This window comes from Labedella endophytica (assembly GCF_003990045.1).
Taxonomy (GTDB): domain Bacteria; phylum Actinomycetota; class Actinomycetes; order Actinomycetales; family Microbacteriaceae; genus Labedella; species Labedella endophytica.
The window spans coordinates 78,958-98,166 of record NZ_RZGZ01000001.1 but is presented as its reverse complement, the minus strand read 5'-3'; the positions used below and the strand labels follow the sequence as shown (position 1 = coordinate 98,166).

Genomic DNA, 19,209 nt, shown 5'->3' with positions numbered 1-19,209 from the left:
TCCCGACCCTAACCCGGTGACGGCTCGTCTCCGACGGCCTTGCGCGGCGCCTCGATGCCCCACGCCTTCGGACCGCGATAGGCGGTGGTCGGCGCGACGGGAATCCGATCCAGTCGTGCGAGCTGAGCCGTCGTGGAGCCCAGCGTCTTGAGCCAGATGAGCGGCTGTCCCATGTTGAGCAGGAACAGGGCGATGAGGAAGAGGGAACTCGTGCTCCACCAACCGGCCACAAGCAGGAGGACGATGACGGCCGGGAGCACGATCGGTGCTGATATCGACACCAGCATCAGAGCGGGCACCGCACGGCGGGTGCGTTCAACGTGGGTGTGCGCCTCATCGAGGAGCTCGCTCGAGGAGGTCTCCGGCAGTGGCTGTCGGATGTCGAGAAGCGGTTCGATGCCGAGCGAGACGCGACCGGAGCGATACTCCGGCTGCCGGTCCCGACGCTCCCAGACGGCAGCGCAGATGGTCATTGCGAGTTGAGCCGCGAAGAGCCCGAGGGCGAGACCGCCCGGCCACCCGGGAACTTCCTGGGGTTCGTCCACGAGCGAGAAGAGCAGCAGCCCTCCGATTGTCCCGATGACGATGCTCAGGGCCACAACGGCGGCGAGCACGAGCCGCCGCCGCGGGGTCACGACCCCCGGCAGCCGTTCGCGCACGAGGCGCCAGCCCTCGCGCCACCAGTGGTTCTCGATGCGCGCGATCATGCTCGAACGCTACCGGCGCCGCGGGACCTCGGACAACGGGTTCTGAGGATTCCTCGCACCCCACGACCCCCGCCCCACCGTCCGTGAGGTGGCGGAAGGTGTTGCGTGGAGGGCGCTCCAGGCAACACCTTCCGACACCTCAGGAGGGGTGAGGCGCGGGGAGTCGGCGCATGCGGCGGTGAGGGATGGCGTCCTCGGAGAACGGTTCGCCCTCCACGACGAAACCGAAGCGGCCGTACCAGTCGACCAGGTGCGATTGCGCGTCGAGGAGGATGGGCGCGGACGGACGGAGCTCGTCGCAGCGCTCGACCGCGCGGCGCATGAGGTCGGCGGCGATGCCTCGACCGCGCGCGGGCGTCGCCGTGGCGACCCGTCCGATCCGCATCGCGTCCGGTTCGTGGAGGATACGCAGCGTCGCGAGCACCGCTCCGTCGTCCTCCGCCCACATGAGTTCCGCCCCCGGCTCGACGTCGCGACCGTCGATGTCGGCGTAGGCCGCCTCCTGCTCCACGATGAAGACGTCCACCCTCACCTGCAGGATCCGGTAGAGCGTGATGGCGTCGATGTCAGTGGCGGACGCGATCCGCACGGAGTAACTCACCCCACGACGTTACCCTCCGTGAGGTGTCACGATCTGTTGCCCGTGCGGCCCGAATAGCCACCGATTGTGACACCTCGGGAGGGGGAGGACTACGTCAGACTGGAGGGGCGGGGTCCGGACGGGCTCCGCACTCCCGTCGAGGAAGGCCCGTCGTGACAGACCGCTTGAGCATCGTGTTCGGCATCACCGGCGGGATCGCGGCGTACAAGGCGGTCGGCGCCGTCAGACTCCTCGTCTCCGCCGGGCACGACGTCCACGTCGTGCCCACGGAGAGCGCGCTTCGCTTCGTCGGTCTCCCCACGCTCGAAGCCATCAGCGGCAACCCCGTGACGACGTCGCTCTACGAGGGCGTGGACACCGTACGCCACGTGGCGCTCGGCCAGTCCGCCGACCTCATCGTGATCGCCCCGGCCACGGCCAACACGCTCGCGAAGCTCGCGACAGGGCAGTCCGACGACCTGCTCGGCACGACCGTGCTGGCGAGCAGCGCGCCTCTCGTGGTCGCTCCCGCGATGCACACGGGGATGTGGCGGCACCCGGCGACGGTCGCGAACATGGCCGTGCTCCGGTCACGCGGCGTCATCGTCGTGGGACCGGAGGACGGGCGGCTGACCGGTCCGGACAGCGGGCCCGGCCGCATGAGCGAACCCGCCGACATCGTGACGGCGGCGCTCGACGCCGTCGGATCCGCGCAACGGGAGCGGGACCTCGAGGGCGCACACATCGTCGTGACCGCAGGCGGCACGCGTGAGCCGCTCGACCCCGTGCGCTTCCTCGGCAACCGCTCGAGCGGGAAGCAGGGCGTGGCCGTCGCCCGCACTGCCGCCCAGCGTGGCGCCCAGGTGACGCTCATCGCGGCCCATCTCGACACCGATGTCGCGGCTGCGGCGTCGGCACTCGCGGACGTCGTGATCGTCCCGGTCGGGACGGCGGCGGAACTCGCGGAGACCGTCGAGCGGCACGGCGTCCACGCCGACGTGGTCGTCATGGCCGCAGCGGTCGCCGACTACCGTCCGGCGTCGGTGTCGGAGTCGAAGATCAAGAAGGACGACACCGGTGACGGACTGACGCTCCGGCTCGAGCGCACGCCCGACGTGCTCGCGGCGCTGGCGGCCGCGGCGGTGCCCGGGCGCACGATCGTGGGGTTCGCGGCGGAGACGGCGGCCGATCGGGACGCGCTCCTCGCCCTCGGCCGCACGAAGATGGCGCGTAAGGGCGCCGACATCCTCGTTCTCAACGCCGTCGGCTGGACGCTCGGCTTCGGCGCGGACGACAATGCGGCCATCGTCATCGATCGAGAGGGCGGCGTGGTCGCGGAGCCCGTCGGCTCGAAGGACGACGTCGCCCACGCCCTTCTCGACGCGGTCGTCGCCCTCCGCGCCCGTTGACGCTCACCGCCCGCTGACCCTCCGCGCCCGCTGACCCTCCACACCCGCTGGCCCTCCACACCCGCTGGCCCTCCCGACGTCCTCCTGCCGCACCTTCCCCTCATCCCCCGCGAAGTGCGGACTTCGGTCCTCTCCGGACCGATTCAGGCGACGAAAGTCCGCACTTCGGCGGATTGAAGGGCGAGAGTCCGCACTTCGGCGAAGAATCTGCTCGGTCTGGCGGAACAGATCGGAAGGGCGACGGTCACCGACGGAGACAAGGTCACCGCGTGGTCGCTGAGCTTGTCGAAGCGTGTCTCGGGAGGCCGCGGTCACCACCCTTCGACAGGCTCAGGGAACGGAGGGCGATGGAGACGAGTACGTCACCACACGTTCGCTGGGCCGGGCAGCGTGTCGAAACGCGCAGCGCGGAGGGCGGTCAGGCGTGGAGCGCGGCGTCGATCAGCGTCTCGGCGGCGGCGCGGGCATGGGCTGCGGAGTCGGCGTTGCCCGAGATCGCGGCGGTCGTCTGCGCGCCCTCCGCGAGCAGCGCGAGCTGCGGGGCGAGCTGCGCCGGGGCGCCGGCCGCGGACACGAGGTCGGCGACGTACCGCTGGAACGAGTCCTTGTGCTCGCGCGCCAGCTCGGCGACGGAGGGGAAGACCGTGCCGAGCTCGCCGAACGCGTTGATGAATCCGCAGCCGCGGAACGACTCGTCGCCGAACCACGACGACAGGTAGTCGTAGATGGCGAGGAGCTTGTCGCGCGGCGACGAGGCCGCCTGCACCGCACGGGCGATCCCCGAGTCCCACATCGCGTGCCGCGAGCGCAGCACGGCGAGCACGAGGGCCTCCTTGGAGGGGAACTCCTGGTAGAGCCGCTTGAGCGAGACCCCGGCGACCGAACGGACCTCGTCCATCCCGACGGCCTGGAACCCGCGCGCGTAGTAGAGCGCGTCGGCCGCCTCGATGATGCGGGCGCCGGTGTCGGACACGGGAGTTATCGAAGCGGTCATCGTCATGTCACCGAGTCTACTTGACATCGAGAACGAACGTTCTCTACAGTGGGGCACATCGGAGAACGATCGTTCTCCGATGTGGGCCGGTTCAGTCGAAACGATCCACGAGACCACGCGAAGGGAAACCACATCATGGGTTACATCACCGTCGGAACCGAGAACAGCACCGACATCGAGCTGTACTACGAGGACCACGGCACCGGCCAGGCCGTCGTGCTCATCCACGGCTACCCCCTCGACGGCGCCTCGTGGGAGAAGCAGACCGCGGCACTCCTCAGCGCCGGCTACCGCGTGATCACGTACGACCGCCGCGGATTCGGCCAGTCGAGCAAGGTCACGACCGGCTACGACTACGACACCTTCGCCGCCGATCTCGACACCGTCCTCACGACCCTCGACCTCAACGACGTCGTCCTCGTGGGCTTCTCGATGGGCACGGGCGAGCTCGGCCGTTACCTCGGCACCTACGGATCGGCCCGCATCGCGAAGGCCGCGTTCCTCGGATCGCTCGAGCCCTTCCTGCTCCAGACGGACGACAACCCCACAGGCGTCCCGCAGGAGGTCTTCGACGGCCTGCTCGAGGGCGCGACGAAGGACCGCTACGCGTTCTTCACGGAGTTCTTCAAGAACTTCTACAACGAGGACGAGAACATCCCGTCGCGCCTCAGCACCGAGGCCTCGCACGCGAGCTGGATCACCGCGATCGGCTCGGCTCCCACCGCCGCGACCGCCGCGCAGCCCACGTGGCTCACGGACTTCCGCGAGGACGTGAAGAAGATCGACGTGCCCGCGCTCATCGTGCACGGCACGGCGGACAACATCCTGCCGATCGACTCGACCGGTCGCGTGTTCTCGAAGCTCGTGCCGAGCGCCGACTACATCGAGATCGAGGGCGCCCCCCACGGAATGCTCTGGACCCACGCCGACGAGATCAACGAGGCGCTCCTCACCTTCCTCGCGAAGTAGCGCAAGCGTCCCCTCTTTAGCCGACTGGTCACCCTCCGGAACCGACCGTAGGGTCGAGGTATCCGAATGAATACCTCGACGAGTCGACGGGAGAGCGATGGCGTTGAACGCTACACACGGCAACATCGTGTTCAGCGTGATCGTCGTCACCCTCGCGGTCCTCATACTGGCTCGGCGGTTGTGGACGTTCGCGAATCGAAGACTGCCGGTCCCCCGACCGGCACGTGCCCGCCGCGCTCCCCACGCGGCGGGCACATCCCGCCACGCGGGACCACACCATGCGGGACCACACCACGCGGAACCACACCACGGCCCGTCGGGGCAGAATGACAGAGTGAAGCGCAGCGCCGGAATCCTCCCCTACCGCCACACCGACGAGAGTGTGGAGGTGTGGCTCGCCCACCCCGGCGGACCGTTCTGGGCGAAGAAGGACGAGCGCGCCTGGGGCGTCGTGAAGGGCGAGTACGCCGAGGACGAGGATCCTCTCGCCGCGGCCAGGCGGGAGTTCGCCGAAGAGACCGGCATCCCTGCCCCTGACGGGGAGTATGCGCACCTCGGCGAGTTCCGCCAATCGTCGGCGAAGACCACCGTCGTGTTCGCGATCGAGCACGACCTCGGAGACCTGGCGGTGCGCAGCAACACGGTCGAGATCGAGGTCCCGCGTGGATCGGGGCGCTTCGTCGCCTTCCCCGAGATCGACGAGGCGCGCTGGTTCGATCTGCTCACCGCGGCCGACAAGATCCACGCGGGCCAGCTCCCCGTCCTCGCCGCTCTGGTCGAGCACCTGAAGACCCAGCCGTAGCCGAGTCGGCGGGTCAGGCCTCGGACTGCAGCCAGACGAATTCGTACGGAGCGAGGGCGATGCCGTCCGCGAGGTCGAACGATCGATCCGAGACGAGATCCACGGCCGCCGAGCCACGCGCCGCGAAGCGCTCAGCGCCGAGGACACGTGCCTGCTCCGAGAAGTTCGCGAGCACGAGGACATCGCCGCGCTGGTAGCCGAGGACGTGCGGATCGTGGGTGTGGAAGATCGTGAGCCTTCCGCCGGCCAGGGCGCGCGTGCGCTTCCGTACGGCGATGAGTCGTGTGAAGCGGGAGAACAGACGCCCCGGATCGGTGGACACGTCGTCGCGATCCGCGTAGCGCTCCGCCGGATAGGACGGCCGCCCCACCCAGCGGCTGTCGCCGACGTGCCCGGGTTCGTCGAGCGAGGCGTAGTCGTTGAGCTGCCCCACCTCGTCGCCGAGGTAGAGGAGCGGGATGCCGCCCGTGCTGAGCACGATCGAGTGCGCGAGCACGATTCGATCGATCGCCGACGGGTCACCGGCCTCGAGCCCCGCGAGGGACGCGGTCGTGCCCGAGATGCGGCAGTCACCCGTGCGCGGATTGTCCTGGAACGGCACCCCGCGCGCGAAGCTGCCGTCGAAGCGGTTCACGTAGAACGCGTTGAGGAAGCGGCGGTGCTCGAACCCGTCGATGCCGAACACGCGGGCGTCGTCGTCGGAGAACGTCCAGCCGATGTCATCGTGGCTGCGCACGTAGTTGACCCACGCCGTGTGCTCCGGCAGGTTGTGCCGCTCCTCGAGCGCTTGCGACAGCAGGTCCACCTCGCGCGTGGCGAGCGAGTTCCAGATGAGCGCCATCTGCAGGGGGTTGTAGCTCAGCTGGCACTCGTCGGGGCGGATGTACACGGCGACGTCGTCGGGATGCACGATCGCCTCCGACTTGAAGAGCAGCGACGGCGCAGCGATCCGGCACACCGCATTGAACGCCTGCAGCAGCAGGTGGGCCTCCGGCAGGTTCTCGCTCGTGGTGCCGAGCCCCTTCCAGATGAAGGCGACCGCGTCCATACGCAGGATGTTGACGCCGCGGTTGGCGAGCTGGAGCAGCTCGTTCGCCATGGCGCGGAACACCGCCGGGTTGGCGTAGTTGAGGTCCCACTGGAACGAGTAGAACGTCGCCCACACCCAGCGCCCGTCGGGCAGCGGCACGAACGATCCGGGGTGGTCGTCGGGGAAGATCTCGCGCGTCGTGAGCTCGTACCGATCGGGCATCGTGCGGTCGGGGAAGATCAGGTAGAAGTCCTCGTAGAGCGGGTCCCGGGCGAGCGCCTTGCGCGCCCACTCGTGCTCGTCGGACGTGTGGTTGAACACGAAGTCGACGACGAGGGAGATGCCGTTCTCGCGCAACTCCGCGGCGAGCGCCTCGAAGTCGGCCATGGTGCCGAGCTCCGGGTTCACGTCACGGTAGCTCGAGACCGCATAGCCGCCGTCGGAGTTCTCCTCGGGGGCGAGGAAGAGCGGCATGAGGTGCAGGTAGGTGAGGCCGAGCTCGCGGAAGTACGGGATGCGCTCGCGCACGCCGTCGAGCGTGCCGGCGTAGAGGTCGACGTAGCAGACCCCTCCCAGCATCTGATGGGAGGAGAACCAGTCCGGGTCGGCCTCGTGGCGCTCGTCCAGCGCCCGCATGGCGGCGGATCGGTCGTTCCACGAGCGTTCGAGGTCCTGGAGGAGGACGTCGAATTCGGAGGCAGCACTCGGGGCGTCGCCGTAGATGCGGCCGAACAGGGATTGGAGACGCGGCAGCTCGGCACTGAGGCGCTCGTCGTAGGTGGTCATACGGGGATCCTGCCAGGTCGCGCCGGACGTCGACCCGGCCGCACGGTCCCTGAGCCCGTCGAAGGGGGCCGCGTTCTCGAGCACGAGGCACCGACTCAGGGAACGCCGGTCAGTCGGCCGAGAGGCGGAGCATCACCTTGCTGCTGCCGGTGCCGCGGTCACCCGCGACACGCATGGCCTCGTCGGCGTCCGCGAGGTCGAAGCGGTGCGTGATGATCGGCGAGACGTCGAGCCCGGCGGCGAGCGCGGCGATCGCGTCGTCGATCTCGTCGGCGAAACGGTACGACCCCACCCAGGTGATCTCGCGCGTCACGAGGTCGCCGAGCACGGCGGGCGTCGGCGTACCGGGCAGGTTCCCCACCTGCACGACCGTGCCGCCGCGGGCCGCCGCGTGCAGCACCGACCCGAGCGCCCCGGCGGCACCGGACGTCTCGAAGATCAGCTCCGAGTCCGCGGGCAGCGCCTCCCCCGCACCGACGTTCACCGTCGCCGTCGCACCCATGCGCGTCGCGATGTCGAGGGACGCCTGCTGCAGGTCGGCCGCCGTGACGGAGCGCGCGCCGAGGTACCGGGCCGCGGCCACGACGAGGCACCCGATCGGGCCGGCGCCGTTCACGACGATGTCGCGCCCCGAGACATCGCCCGCGCGCCCCACCGCGTGGAGGGCGACCGCGAGGGGTTCGGCGAGCGCGCCGTGGAGGGTGTCGACGGCGTCGGGGAGCGCCCGCACCATCCACGCCTTCACGGCCCGGCGTTCACTGAAACCGCCGTCGGTGTGCGGATCGAATGCCGCCGATCCGAAGTATCGGGTCTGCGGGTAGAGGTTCGTGCGCCCCGCGAGCCGCTCCGGGAGAGTCGTGTCTCCGACGGGCTCCGAGGGGTGCACCGTCACCGCTTGGCCGAGAGCGAACCCGTCGACCCCGTCGCCGATCTCGACGATGCGGCCGGCCACCTCGTGGCCGAGGACGAGCGGGTGCTTCAGCACGGCCGTGCCCGACGCGCCGTGGCGCCAGTAGGAGAGGTCGGATCCGCAGATCCCGCCCCACTCCATCGCGATGACGACCTCACCGGGCGCCGCGACCGGGTCCGCCACCGTGTCGATGCGCAGGTCCTCGGCCCCGTGGACGGTGACGGCCCTCATACGGCGTCCTCGATCCGGACCAGGTCGCGCCCCTTGACCTCGGGTGCGACGATCGCGGTCACGAGCGTGATCGCGGAGTAGCCGATGAGCATCGCGGCGAGCGGCCACCACTCGCCGGTGACGGCCGTGAGCGTCGCGGCGAGCACGGGGCCGATGGCCGTGGCGAGAATGCCCCCGATCTCCTTCGCGAGCGCCAGCTGCGTGAAGCGGGTGCGGGCACCGAACAGCTCGGCCATCGTGACGCTCTCCATCGAGAAGAGGCCGAGGACGGAGAGGTTGAGGCCCACGATCATCGCGATGCTCATGAGGAGGGGATCGCCGCTCACGACCATCATCATCATCGGAATCGCGTAGACGATGGAGATCGAGGTGAGCACGATGTAGATCGGGCGGCGGCCGAACCGGTCGCCGAGGAGGCCCATGAGCGGCACGGTGATGAAGCCGAAGAGCGATCCGATGAGGAGCGCGTCCACGCCGATGCTGCGGTCCAGCAGGAGCGTCGTGGCGATGTAGCCCACGAGGAAGGTCTGGATGAGGCCCGAGTTGCCGGCCTGGCCGAACCGCAGTCCGAGGGCGATGAGGAATGCGCGGCCCTTGCGCTGCTTGAGCCCGGCCTCGATCGTCGACATGCCGCCGGTCGCGAGCTCGGCGAGCTCCTTCTTGGTGAGGGCCTTGCCGTCGACGACGTCGACGCGCTCCTCGAAGACGGGGCTCTCCTTGAGCGAGCGGCGGATCCACACGGCGAGCAGGAGCAGGATGAAGCTCGCGATGAACGGGATGCGCCAGCCCCACGATTGCAGGTCCTCCTCGGACAGCGTCGCCACGAGGATCGCCCAGATACCGGTCGCCGCGAGGGTACCGGAGTTGGTGCCGAGGGAGACGAGCGACGCCACGAGTCCCCGGCGGCGCACCGGCGCATACTCGGCGAGCATGACGCTCGCGCCGGCGATCTCTGCCCCCGCGCCGAAGCCCTGGATGAGTCGCAGCAGCACGAGGAGGATCGGCGCCCAGATGCCGATCATCGCGTAGGTCGGCAGGAAGCCGATGAGAGTGGTGGACGCCCCCATGAGGGCGATCGTGATGAAGAGGACCTTCTTGCGGCCGAGCCGGTCCCCCATGCGGCCGAAGTAGACGGCGCCGACGAGGCGGGCGACGTAGCCGACGCCGTAGGTGGCCATGGCGGCGATGAAGCCGATCGCGGGGCTCACGTCGGGGAAGAAGATGGTGTTGAAGACGATCGCGGCCGCGAGCGAGTAAAGCTGGAAGTCCATGAACTCCATCGCGGTGCCGAGCCAGCCCGAGACGGCGACCTTGGTGAGTTCCCTGGTCTTCTCCTTCGACGCCGCGGCGTCGGCCGGTGCGCGGTCGGGGGCCTGCGTGTTGTCCGTCATGGGTACGCTCCTTTGCGACATCGCCGGCGTCCACCAGCTCATGCACACTACCATACAAGTAGACCGCAGAGCATAATGGGTTCATGAGAGCCGCGAGCGCCCCCCGGAACGCTCGAGCGCACGCGCTCGATCTCATCCGGCAGAAGATCGTGACGATGGAGCTCTCCCCGGGCTCGCAGATCTCCGAGAACGAACTCGCCGGGCAGATCGGACTCTCCCGCACCCCGGTGCGCGAGAGTCTCATCCTCCTCGCCGAGGAACGTCTCGTCGTGGTCGTGCCGCAAGTCGGCACGCTCGTCTCCCCCATCGTCGAGTCGGAGATCGCGACGTCGCAGTTCGTGCGCGAGTCGCTCGAACTCGCGGCGCTGGCGGAGTCGGTCGGACGCGCGACGCCGGCCCAGATCATGGCACTCAACGCCCTGACGGACGCACAGCGGGCGGCGGACAAACGCGGCGACACCGAGGACTTCTTCGCGCTCGACGAGGAGTTCCACGCTGCGCTGATGGACATCAGCGGTCACGGCAGCGCCTGGCGCACCGTGGGACAGGCGAAGGCGCACCTCGATCGCGCCCGGCGGCTCTCCCTCACGACGACGAGCCAGATGGGCACGCTCATCGAGCAGCACCAGGCCGTGGTCGACGCGCTCGAGGCCGGCCGCGGCGAGGAGGCGACCTCGTCCCTGCGGTCGCACCTGCGGAAGGTCTTCGACGACATCACCGTGATTCGCGAGCAGAACCCCGAGTACTTCGCCGCTCCCGTCACCACCGGCCGGCGACGCTGATGGAGATCGACGTCGAGGGTGTGGAGCAGCGCGTCTTCACCGGCGTGCTCCCGGCCTGGGACCGCGTGGAGGAGGCGGTGCAGGATGCGCACCGCCGGTCATCGTCCGCCGCAGACGGCTCCGTCGCCGACTACATCCCGGCTCTCGCGAATGCGGATCCCGACCTCTTCGGTGTGTGCGTCGTCGAGACGGACGGTGCCGTGCACGGCGCAGGCGACACCGATGCCGCGTTCTCCATCCAATCCGTGTCGAAGGTACTGACGTACGCCCTCGCGAGCGACACGGTGGGCCACGACGTCATCGCGGAACGTATCGGCGTGAACAGCACGGGCCAGTCGTTCGACTCGGTGATGGCGATCGAGCTCAACGGCGGCCACACGATGAACCCGATGGTGAACGCCGGGGCCATCGCCACGACGGCGCTCCTCCCCGGGGCGGACGCGGGCGAGCGGTGGGAGATCCTGCACGACGCCTTCTCCCGCTTCGCCGGCCGCTCCCTCGAACTCGACGAGGACGTCTATCGTTCGGAAGCCGAGCACAATCAACGGAACATGGCGATCGCCCGCCTCCTCGAGAGCTACGGCCGACTCGACGTGGAACCGCTCGAGATCGTGGACGTCTACACGAAGCAGTGTTCGCTCCGCGTCACAGCCCGCGACCTCGCCGTGATGGGCGCGACGCTCGCCGACGGCGGCGTGAACCCCGTGACCGACGACCACGTCGTCTCGCCAGAGGCCTGCACGGCGACCCTCGCCGTGATGGCGACGAGCGGCCTGTACGAGCGGTCCGGCGAGTGGCTCTTCGAGATCGGCATCCCCGGTAAGTCAGGCGTCTCGGGAGGCATCCTCGCCGTCGTGCCCGGCAAGGCCGGGATCGGTGTCTACTCTCCCCCGCTCGACGATGCCGGCAACAGCGTGCGCGGGCAGCGCTCGCTCGCCTACCTCTCGCGCGTGCTCGGGCTCAACCTCTTCGCGTCGGCTCCGCGGGCCGGCGGCGGTTCGCGCGAGGGGGACCCGGACGCGGCCGTCGACTCGCGCACCACGGACGACTCGTGACCATCCCGTCCCTGTTCACCGGACTGAGCGCTTTCCCACTCACCCCGTTCCGCGACTCCACGGTCGACGAGCAAACCTATGCGCACCTCATCGGGCGCCTCGTCGTTGCAGGGGTCGACTCGATCACCGCCCTCGGCTCCACCGGCTCGTACATGTACCTCGACCGCGAGGAGCGCCGCCGGATCGCGGCGGCCGCCGTGCGCAGCGCAGGGGACGTCCCGGTGATGGTCGGCATCGGCGCCCTGCGGACCTCCCAGGTGCAGCGTCTGGCGGAGGATGCCCAGCAGGCCGGGGCGAGCGCCGTCATCCTCGCACCCGTCACCTACCAGGCACTCACCCCCGACGAGGTCTTCGGCCTCTTCGAGGACGTCACAGCCGCCCTGTCCGTTCCCCTCGTCGTCTACGACAACCCGGGGACGACCCACGTCACCTTCACCGACGACCTCTACGAGCGCATCGCCGCACTGCCCCACGTCGCGTCCATCAAGATCCCCGGCGTTCCTCCCGTCGCGGACGCGGCAGCCGACCGGGTGCGGACCATCCGCGACCGGCTGCCCGCGTCGGTGTCGATCGGCGTCTCGGGAGACGCCGTGGCCGCGACGGGCCTGGGCGCCGGGTGCGACCTCTGGTACTCGGTGATCGGTGGCACGCTTCCGACGCTCGCCCTCGGCATCACGCGGGCGGCGCTCGCGGGCGATCACACCGCGGCGACCGCCGAGTCGGAACGACTCACCCCGCTCTGGCGCCTCTTCCGCGAATTCGGCAGCATCCGCGTCACCGCGGCGATCGCCGAGCACCTCGGCCTCGTGCCTCCCGACAGCCTGCCGCGTCCGGTGCGCGGGCTCGACAGCGACGGTCGCGCCCGGGTGGCGCAGATCGTGGAAGCGCTGCGGTTCTCGGACTGAGTCCGCCGGCTCGCCCCGCGGGAGGGACGGTCACTGAGCGCGCCCCTGACGGAGAACGAGGAGGCCTATGCCCCCTCAGACGGGGAAGTCGTCCGGCCAGCCGTGCTCCGCGAGGGAGCGGCGCACGCGGTCCACGTCCTCGTCCGACGGGAGCTCGGACGTGACCTTCGAGATCGCCGCCGCGACGTCGATGCGACTCACGGACGCGTCGCCCTCGGCGGCGAGCCGCGCGCCCACCTCGGCCACTTCCGCGTCGCTCAGCCGCCGACGGAGGAGCGCGACGAGCGGGACGAAGTCCTGCTCGGGGAGCCCCGAGGGGTAGCCGGCGCGCAGCCACCGGACGACGCGCGTGACGAGTCCGCCACGCTCCTCGCGGAGATCGTCACGATCGACCACGTCGGCCGACTCGTCGGACGACGGTTCGCTCCGCACGTCGTCCGGGTCGGCGAGCGGCCACCCCGCACTCGCGAGTCGCGCGGAGACCCGTACGAGGTCCCCGGGGAGAGCGGGACCCAGGAGCAGGTCCTCCACCCGGTCGCGCAATTCGGCGCTCCCGAGGGTCCCGCCGACGGCGTCCGCCTCCTCGGCATCGACGAGGAGATCCGCCACGACCTCCTCGAGCTCTTCCGGCGTCAAACTCCGGCGGAGGATGCCGAGGAGCGGCACGTAGTCCTGCTCGGGCACGCCGGCGGGGTAGCCGGCGCGCAACCACCCGACGACCCGGCCGACGACACCGGTCGGGGTCCCGCTGCGCTCCACCTCCGTCACCGTCAGTCCTTCGGCACGAAGGTGGGGAAGACGTTGACGAAGCTGACCTCCTGGCCGAAGCCGGTCGCGATGATGAGCGTGAGGCCCACGATCAGCGCGAGCGCAACGACGGCGAAGCAGACCGCGCCGATGAGACGGAGGAGCGGTGCGGGCATCGACGGCGTCGTGCCGGGACCGCCCTGCTCGACGGAGGCGGCTCCGCCCGCGAGAGCGAAGGAACGCACCCCCAGAGCGAAGAGCGCGGGCAGGCCAGCACCGAGGAGGAGGGCGATGACGGCCACCTGCGCGGCGGCCTCGAGGAAGAGGGCGAACATTGCTCAGGCGCTCCTTAGGCTGCGGTCGTCTGCTTCGAACGGCTGGGGGCGTCCTGCCACTCGTCGTTCACGTTGTGGGACCCGACGCTGTCGCGGCGCGACCGGAGGTAGATCGCGAGAGCCGCGGCCGCGAGGATCGCAACCATGAGGATGCCACCGGCCGCGCCGCCGAGAAGGTGTCCGATCCACCACATCAGAGCCCCTCCGAGCGCCGCGGCGGGGAGGGTGATGACCCAGGCGATGACCATGCGGAGCGCCACCCGCCACCGCACCTGGGCACCCGGTCGGCCGACGCCCGAGCCGAGGATGGAGCCGGTGGCGACGTGGGTTGTGGAGAGCGCGAAGCCGAGGTGGCTCGACGCGAGGATGACGGCGGCGGACGAGCTCTCCGCCGCCATGCCCTGTGGGGTGTTGAGCTCGACGATGCCCTTGCCGACCGTGCGGATGATCCGCCAGCCGCCGATGTAGGTGCCGAGCGAGATGGCGAGCGCGCACGCGAGCTTCACCCAGAACGGCACCGACCCGGTGTCGTCCCAGGCGCCCGCGGCGATGAGCGCGAGCGTGATGACGCCCATCGTCTTCTGCGCGTCGTTCGTGCCGTGTGCGAGGGAGACGAGCGACGCACTGCCGATCTGGCCGATCCGGAAGCCGTGGTGCAGCCGCTTCTCGGCGAGGTCGCCGATCACCCGAAAGACGAGCCAGGTGCCGATCGCGGCCACGACTCCCGCGAGGACGGGCGACATCAGGGCGGGGAGGATCACCTTGCCGACCACGCCGTCGAGTTCCGATCCGTCGCCGGCCCAGTTCACTCCGTCGAGGCCGAGCCCCGCGAGCGCCGAGCCGATGAGGCCACCGAAGAGCGCGTGGGAGGAGCTCGACGGGAGGCCGAGCAGCCACGTGAGGAGGTTCCAGATGATGCCGCCGATGAGGCCGGCGAGCACGATGAGCAGGAGCGCCGAGCCTCCCCCCTCGAGCAGCGCCGGGTCGGGTGCGCCCGTGGAGTCCTGGATCCTCACCACCGCGTTCGTGACGGTCAGCGCCACCTCGATGCTGAGGAAGGCACCCACGAGGTTGAGGACGGCGGAGAGGGTGACGGCGACTTTCGGCGACAGCGCGCCCGTCGCGATGGACGTCGCCATCGCGTTGGCGGTGTCGTGAAAACCGTTGGTGAAGTCGAAGGCGAGCGCCGTGACGACGACGAGCGCGAGCAGGATGATGGGGTCCACGGCGTCGAGCATGCGCCTGTCCGCCCGGTTCTACAATCGGCGAACGGACGGATTCATCCGTTATTCACCCGTGAGACGAACGGCGGCAAGGACCGCGCCCTCCTCGGTGGCCGGCTCGGCTCAGGCGAGCTCGGCGACGGCCTCCCGGGCGAGCGATGTCACCCGGTCCCAGTCGCCCGCCGCGATCGCGTCCTTCGGCGTCAGCCAGCTGCCGCCGACGCACGCCACGTTCGGCAGGGCCAGGTAATCGGGCGCCGTGTCGATCCCGATTCCGCCGGTGGGGCAGAACCGCAGATCCGGGAGCGGAGAGGAGAGCGCCGCGAGGAACGGCGCCCCGCCCGCCTGCTGCGCCGGGAAGAACTTGAGGTCCAGGAATCCGGCCTCCGCGAGCACCATCGCCTCGGTGACCGACGCGACGCCGGGGAGGAAGGGGACGCCCGCGTCGGCCACGGCCGAGAGAACGCCCGGCGTACTGCCGGGGCTCACGAGGAACCGCGCACCCGCGGCGACCGACGCCTCGACGTCGGCGGACGAGCGGACCGTGCCGATCCCGAGCACGATCTCCGGCACCTCTTCCGCGATGACGCGCGCGCAGTCGAGCGCGCGCGGCGTGCGAAGGGTGAGCTCGATGACGCGGATCCCACCGTCGACGAGGGCGCGGGCGAGCGGCGCGGCCGCATCGGGATCGTCGAGGACGACGACCGGGATCACGGGAGAGAGGGTGAGGAAATCGGTGGTCATGACGGCTCCGGATCGAGGTAGGCGGCGAGTACGACGGTGTCGGCGAGCGCGAGTGCGTCGTACGCCTCGGCGACGAGCGACGGGAATTCGCCGACGGCCAGTGCCGGCGGGAAGACATCGCGCTGCCCGAGGAGGGCGCCTGCGACGTCCCGGGCGGTCGAGAGCCCGGTGGTCACGCCGGAGAGGCGGTCGGCGAGCGGGTCGGAGAGGTCGGGCGCCCCGGTGGCGACGAGCAGCATCCAACCGGCGACGGCGAGCGCGGAGGCCCGCGGGGAGCGCCCGGCAGCGAGACACCCGGTGATGGTGTCCGCCAGGCGCGGGGCGAGCTTCTGGGAACCGTCGCTCCCCACCTGGCGCGTGGTGTGCCCGAGGGCGGGATTGCGGAATCGCTCGAGGATCGTGTCGCCGTACACGCGCGCGTCGAGCCCCTCCGGTGCGATCAACGTGGGAACCACCTCGTCCCGCTGCAACCGCTCGGCGGCTCGACGCAGAGCGGGAACGGACACGGCCTCCGCGATCGTGCCGATGCCGAGGGCGAGTCCCGTGTAGGCGAGGAGGGAGTGGGTGGCGTTGAGCAGCCGGAGTTTGGCCGACTCCCACGGAAGCACGTCGGACACCATCTGCACACCGGCCCGCTCCCAGTCGGGACGCGCACCGGCGAAATCGTCCTCCACGACCCACTGGCGGAACGGCTCGGCGAGGACGGCGCCGCGATCCTCGAGTCCGAGACCATCGGCGACGTCCGCGAGGTCGTCCGCCGTGGTCGCGGGCGTGATGCGGTCGACCATCGTGCTCGGGAAGGTCGCGTTCGACGCGATCCACTCTCCGAGGTCCGCAGCCCCGAGGGCGTCGACGAAGTCCGCGACGAGACGGCGCACGACGACCCCGTTCTCGGGGAGGTTGTCGCAGCAGACGACGCTGATCGGACCGGCACCCGTGGTGCGCCGTCGATCGAGGCCGCGGACCAGCAGACCGATCGTCGTGGTGGGCGCCGCACCGCCGAGGTCGGCGACCGTACCGGGGTCGGACAGATCGAGGCCTCCCGTGCGGCCGTCGCGCCGATACCCCTTCTCCGTGACGGTGAGGGTCACGACGGCGACGGCCGGATCGGCGAGGCGCGCGACGACGGCCTCCGGCTCGCGCGGAGCGGAGAGCACCTCTCGGATCGCACCGATCACGCGGATCGGCCCGGCGCCGGCACCGCGTTCCGTGACGCTGTAGAGCCCGTCCTGCGGCGCGAGCTGCTCCACGACCTGCTCCGAGCGCATCGTGACCGCGGAGATCCCCCAGCGCTCGTCGCCCGTCATCTCGATGGTCTCGTCGACGATCGCCGCCTGGTGGGCGCGGTGGAAGGCGCCCACCCCGAGGTGCACGATGCCGATGGCGAGGCGGTTCGGATCGACGCGCAGGGCACCGGCAGGCAGGCTCCCGATCGTCGCGAGCGAGAGGCGCTCAGCCACGGGCCGACCCGGCCAGGTGAGCGAGGGTCTGCTCCCGGCTGGGCACGAGGCCCGTCCCCCCGCGGCCGCCGACCACGAGGGACGCCGCGGCGACTCCGAAGGCGACGGCGTCGGCGAGCGTGTCACCCGCGACGAGCCGAGCCGCCGTCGAGCCGACGAAGGAATCGCCCGCTCCGGTCTGGTCCACGACGACGGGGGCGGGGACCGCGTCCACCCACCGCTGCTCGTCACCCACGATCTGTACGCCGGCGCTGCCGCACGTGACCGCGACGGCGTCGACGCCGAGCGCCCGGAGGTACTCACCGGCGGCGAGGGCGGACTCCGCCCCGAGCATCGCGGTCTCCGTCGGGAACGACGGGGTCATGAGCGACGTGTGCGGGGCGAGTTCCGCGATGAGGGCGCGGGCCGCATCCGGGGTCTGGAGCCGGGGGCGATGGTTGGGATCGAACACGAAACGGTGCGCGATGGACGCCGCCCGGACCACGGCCGCGCGGGCGGTGTCCGAGATCGCCGTGGTGATCCCTGACGCGACCACGACACCCGCGCGCGCGAAGATCGATTCGTCGACGTGCTCGGGGCCGAGCGTCGAGCCGACACTCCCACCGCGGAGGTAGGTGAACTCGCGCTCGCCGTCGGGGTCGCTGTGCACGAGGTAGGCGCCCTGACGGCCCTCCGCCCGGACGAGGAGGTCGGTGGAGATGCCGAGCTCGGCGACACGTCGGGCGATCGCGTCTCCCAGATCGTCGGTGCCGATGACGGACAGGAGCGCCGTGCGGGCGCCCGCGGCAGCCGCAGCGGCCGCGACGTTGAGCGCGTCCCCCGAGATGCCGAGGCGGGCGGGCACACCGTCGGACACGGGTACCTCGGTGCTCACCTCGAGGAGGACCTCCCCGAGCACGACGACGTCGAATGCGTCGGTACCGCTCTCCGGAGCGCTCACCAGTCGTGGACCGTTCCGTCGAGTCGGCGGTTCACCGGCAGGTATTTGCGGTCGTAGGGGTACTCGGCCGCCGCCTCCTCGTCGAATTCGACACCGATACCCGGGGCGTCTCCTGGGTGCATGAGGCCGTCCGTGAACGTGTAGTTCGTGCGGAAGACCTCGCCGGCCGGGTCCTTGTGGCCCATGTACTCCTGGATGCCGAAGTTCGGCACCGTGAGGTCGACGTGGAGCGCTGCCGCCATCGTGATCGGCGAGAGGTCGCCCGCACCATGCGAACCCGTCCGCACCCCGTACAGCTCCGCGAGCGAGAAGATGCGTCGCAGGTGGGTGATGCCCCCGGCGTGCACCACGGTGGCCCGGATGTAGTCGATGAGGCGCTCGGTGATGAGCGTCTGACAGTCCCAGATGGAGTTGAACACCTCGCCGACGGCGATCGGCGTGGTCGTGTGCTGGCGGATGAGCCGGAACGACGTCTGGTCCTCGGCTGGCGTCGGATCCTCGAGCCAGAAGGGCCGGTAGGGCTCGAGCGCGGCGCCGAGGCGGCCGGCCTCGATGGGGGTGAGCCTGTGGTGCGCGTCGTGGAGCATGTGCACGCCGAACCCGAATTCCTCGCGCATCGCCTCGAACATGCGGGGCGCGAAGTCGAGGTAGCTCGTCGTCTCCCAGCTGTCCTCCTGCGGGAGGGATCCGCTCGCGGGCTCGTAGACGGCGTCCCCGGCGGCGGGAATGCCGTACGTCTTCCGCAGACCCGGCACAGCGCACTGGATGCGGATGGCCTTGTAGCCGAGGTCGAGGTGGGCGCGGAAGTCGGCCTTCAGCTCGTCGAGCGACTCTCCGCTCGCGTGCCCGTAGACCATGACGCCGCTGCGGGCCGCTCCGCCGAGCAATTCGTAGACCGGCATGCCGGCCTTCTTGCCCTTGATGTCCCAGAGGGCCACGTCGACCGCGGCGATCGCCGTCATCGTCACAGGTCCGCGACGCCAGTAGGCACCCTTGTAGAGGTAGTGCCAGATGTCCTCGATCCGGTTGGCCTCGCGGCCGATGAGGAGCGGGACGACATGGTCCTCGAGGTAGGAGGCGACCGACAGTTCGCGTCCGTTGAGTGTGGCGTCGCCGATGCCGCGGATGCCATCGTCCGTCTCGATGATGAGCGTGACGTAGTTGCGGCCGGGCGACGTGACGACGACCCGAGCGTCGGTGATCAACATT

The 19,209-nt window shown here is 70.2% G+C and carries 19 protein-coding genes; 6 read left to right on the top strand and 13 right to left on the bottom strand.

Going from position 1 to position 19,209, the window contains the following annotated elements; all coding sequences use genetic code 11:
- Positions 1-8: 8 nt before the first annotated feature.
- Together ELQ94_RS00430 and ELQ94_RS00425 are read right to left on the bottom strand one after the other, a co-directional pair.
- Positions 9-707 carry a hypothetical protein gene (locus tag ELQ94_RS00430; RefSeq protein WP_127046087.1) on the bottom strand — a complete coding sequence of 233 codons (699 nt, stop codon included), beginning with the start codon at positions 705-707 and terminating at the stop codon, positions 9-11.
- Positions 708-846: 139 nt separating this feature from the next.
- Entirely contained in the window at positions 847-1,308 is a 462-nt protein-coding gene (locus tag ELQ94_RS00425) for a GNAT family N-acetyltransferase (RefSeq protein ID WP_127046085.1), read from the bottom strand.
- 164 nt (positions 1,309-1,472) lie between these two features.
- Here ELQ94_RS00425 and coaBC point away from each other — a divergent pair, with 164 nt between their 5' ends.
- Positions 1,473-2,696: a bifunctional phosphopantothenoylcysteine decarboxylase/phosphopantothenate--cysteine ligase CoaBC gene (gene coaBC / locus ELQ94_RS00420; protein WP_127047202.1), complete on the top strand. Its 1,224-nt coding sequence runs from the start codon at positions 1,473-1,475 to the stop codon at positions 2,694-2,696.
- 418 nt (positions 2,697-3,114) lie between these two features.
- Here coaBC and ELQ94_RS00415 read toward each other — a convergent pair whose 3' ends face one another.
- Entirely contained in the window at positions 3,115-3,696 is a 582-nt protein-coding gene (locus ELQ94_RS00415) for a TetR/AcrR family transcriptional regulator (RefSeq protein ID WP_243696804.1), read from the bottom strand.
- A gap of 129 nt (positions 3,697-3,825) precedes the next feature.
- On the opposite strand from ELQ94_RS00415, the gene ELQ94_RS00410 reads away from it, so the two are divergent.
- Complete coding sequence (locus ELQ94_RS00410) at positions 3,826-4,659, top strand: alpha/beta fold hydrolase (RefSeq protein ID WP_127046083.1); 834 nt, start codon at positions 3,826-3,828, stop codon at positions 4,657-4,659.
- A gap of 334 nt (positions 4,660-4,993) precedes the next feature.
- The gene (locus tag ELQ94_RS00405) at positions 4,994-5,461 is read left to right on the top strand and encodes an NUDIX hydrolase (RefSeq protein WP_243696803.1); all 468 of its coding nucleotides are present in this window, start codon (positions 4,994-4,996) and stop codon (positions 5,459-5,461) included.
- Between the two features lie 13 nt (positions 5,462-5,474).
- On the opposite strand, the gene ELQ94_RS00400 is transcribed toward ELQ94_RS00405, so the two are convergent.
- From ELQ94_RS00400 to ELQ94_RS00390, 3 genes are read right to left on the bottom strand one after another with little or no spacing between them, the layout of a single operon-like run.
- The gene (locus ELQ94_RS00400; RefSeq protein WP_424976762.1) at positions 5,475-7,361 is read right to left on the bottom strand and encodes an alpha-amylase family glycosyl hydrolase; all 1,887 of its coding nucleotides are present in this window, start codon (positions 7,359-7,361) and stop codon (positions 5,475-5,477) included.
- A 25-nt stretch (positions 7,362-7,386) separates the two neighbouring features.
- Positions 7,387-8,418 (bottom strand): L-idonate 5-dehydrogenase, encoded by a 1,032-nt coding sequence (locus ELQ94_RS00395; RefSeq protein WP_127046077.1) that lies wholly within the window; start codon positions 8,416-8,418, stop codon positions 7,387-7,389.
- Complete coding sequence (locus ELQ94_RS00390) at positions 8,415-9,809, bottom strand: MFS transporter (protein ID WP_127046075.1); 1,395 nt, start codon at positions 9,807-9,809, stop codon at positions 8,415-8,417. The genes ELQ94_RS00395 and ELQ94_RS00390 overlap by 4 nt, the downstream gene beginning before the upstream one ends.
- A gap of 83 nt (positions 9,810-9,892) precedes the next feature.
- Here ELQ94_RS00390 and ELQ94_RS00385 point away from each other — a divergent pair, with 83 nt between their 5' ends.
- From ELQ94_RS00385 to ELQ94_RS00375, 3 genes are read left to right on the top strand one after another with little or no spacing between them, the layout of a single operon-like run.
- Entirely contained in the window at positions 9,893-10,591 is a 699-nt protein-coding gene (locus tag ELQ94_RS00385) for a GntR family transcriptional regulator (RefSeq protein ID WP_127046073.1), read from the top strand.
- Positions 10,591-11,646 carry a glutaminase A gene (gene glsA, locus ELQ94_RS00380; RefSeq protein ID WP_208007476.1) on the top strand — a complete coding sequence of 352 codons (1,056 nt, stop codon included), beginning with the start codon at positions 10,591-10,593 and terminating at the stop codon, positions 11,644-11,646. The genes ELQ94_RS00385 and glsA overlap by 1 nt, the downstream gene beginning before the upstream one ends.
- Positions 11,647-11,657: 11 nt before the next feature.
- On the top strand, positions 11,658-12,551 hold the full coding sequence (locus tag ELQ94_RS00375) for a dihydrodipicolinate synthase family protein (RefSeq protein ID WP_127047198.1): 894 nt from the start codon (positions 11,658-11,660) through the stop codon (positions 12,549-12,551).
- Positions 12,552-12,626: 75 nt separating this feature from the next.
- Here ELQ94_RS00375 and ELQ94_RS00370 read toward each other — a convergent pair whose 3' ends face one another.
- From ELQ94_RS00370 to manD, 7 genes are all read right to left on the bottom strand, one after another.
- Positions 12,627-13,319 (bottom strand): DUF3349 domain-containing protein, encoded by a 693-nt coding sequence (locus tag ELQ94_RS00370; RefSeq protein ID WP_243696802.1) that lies wholly within the window; start codon positions 13,317-13,319, stop codon positions 12,627-12,629.
- 2 nt (positions 13,320-13,321) lie between these two features.
- Entirely contained in the window at positions 13,322-13,633 is a 312-nt protein-coding gene (locus ELQ94_RS00365) for a hypothetical protein (RefSeq protein ID WP_127046068.1), read from the bottom strand.
- A gap of 14 nt (positions 13,634-13,647) precedes the next feature.
- Positions 13,648-14,871 carry an inorganic phosphate transporter gene (locus ELQ94_RS00360; protein WP_243696801.1) on the bottom strand — a complete coding sequence of 408 codons (1,224 nt, stop codon included), beginning with the start codon at positions 14,869-14,871 and terminating at the stop codon, positions 13,648-13,650.
- A gap of 108 nt (positions 14,872-14,979) precedes the next feature.
- Positions 14,980-15,600, bottom strand: a complete 621-nt coding sequence (gene eda / locus ELQ94_RS00355) for a bifunctional 4-hydroxy-2-oxoglutarate aldolase/2-dehydro-3-deoxy-phosphogluconate aldolase (protein ID WP_127046066.1) — start codon at positions 15,598-15,600, stop codon at positions 14,980-14,982.
- Complete coding sequence (locus ELQ94_RS00350; protein ID WP_127046064.1) at positions 15,597-17,060, bottom strand: mannitol dehydrogenase family protein; 1,464 nt, start codon at positions 17,058-17,060, stop codon at positions 15,597-15,599. The genes eda and ELQ94_RS00350 overlap by 4 nt, the downstream gene beginning before the upstream one ends.
- Positions 17,053-18,000 carry a PfkB family carbohydrate kinase gene (locus ELQ94_RS00345; RefSeq protein WP_208007475.1) on the bottom strand — a complete coding sequence of 316 codons (948 nt, stop codon included), beginning with the start codon at positions 17,998-18,000 and terminating at the stop codon, positions 17,053-17,055. The genes ELQ94_RS00350 and ELQ94_RS00345 overlap by 8 nt, the downstream gene beginning before the upstream one ends.
- Entirely contained in the window at positions 17,997-19,208 is a 1,212-nt protein-coding gene (manD, locus tag ELQ94_RS00340; protein WP_127046062.1) for a D-mannonate dehydratase ManD, read from the bottom strand. The genes ELQ94_RS00345 and manD overlap by 4 nt, the downstream gene beginning before the upstream one ends.
- Between the last annotated feature and the right edge of the window lies 1 nt (position 19,209).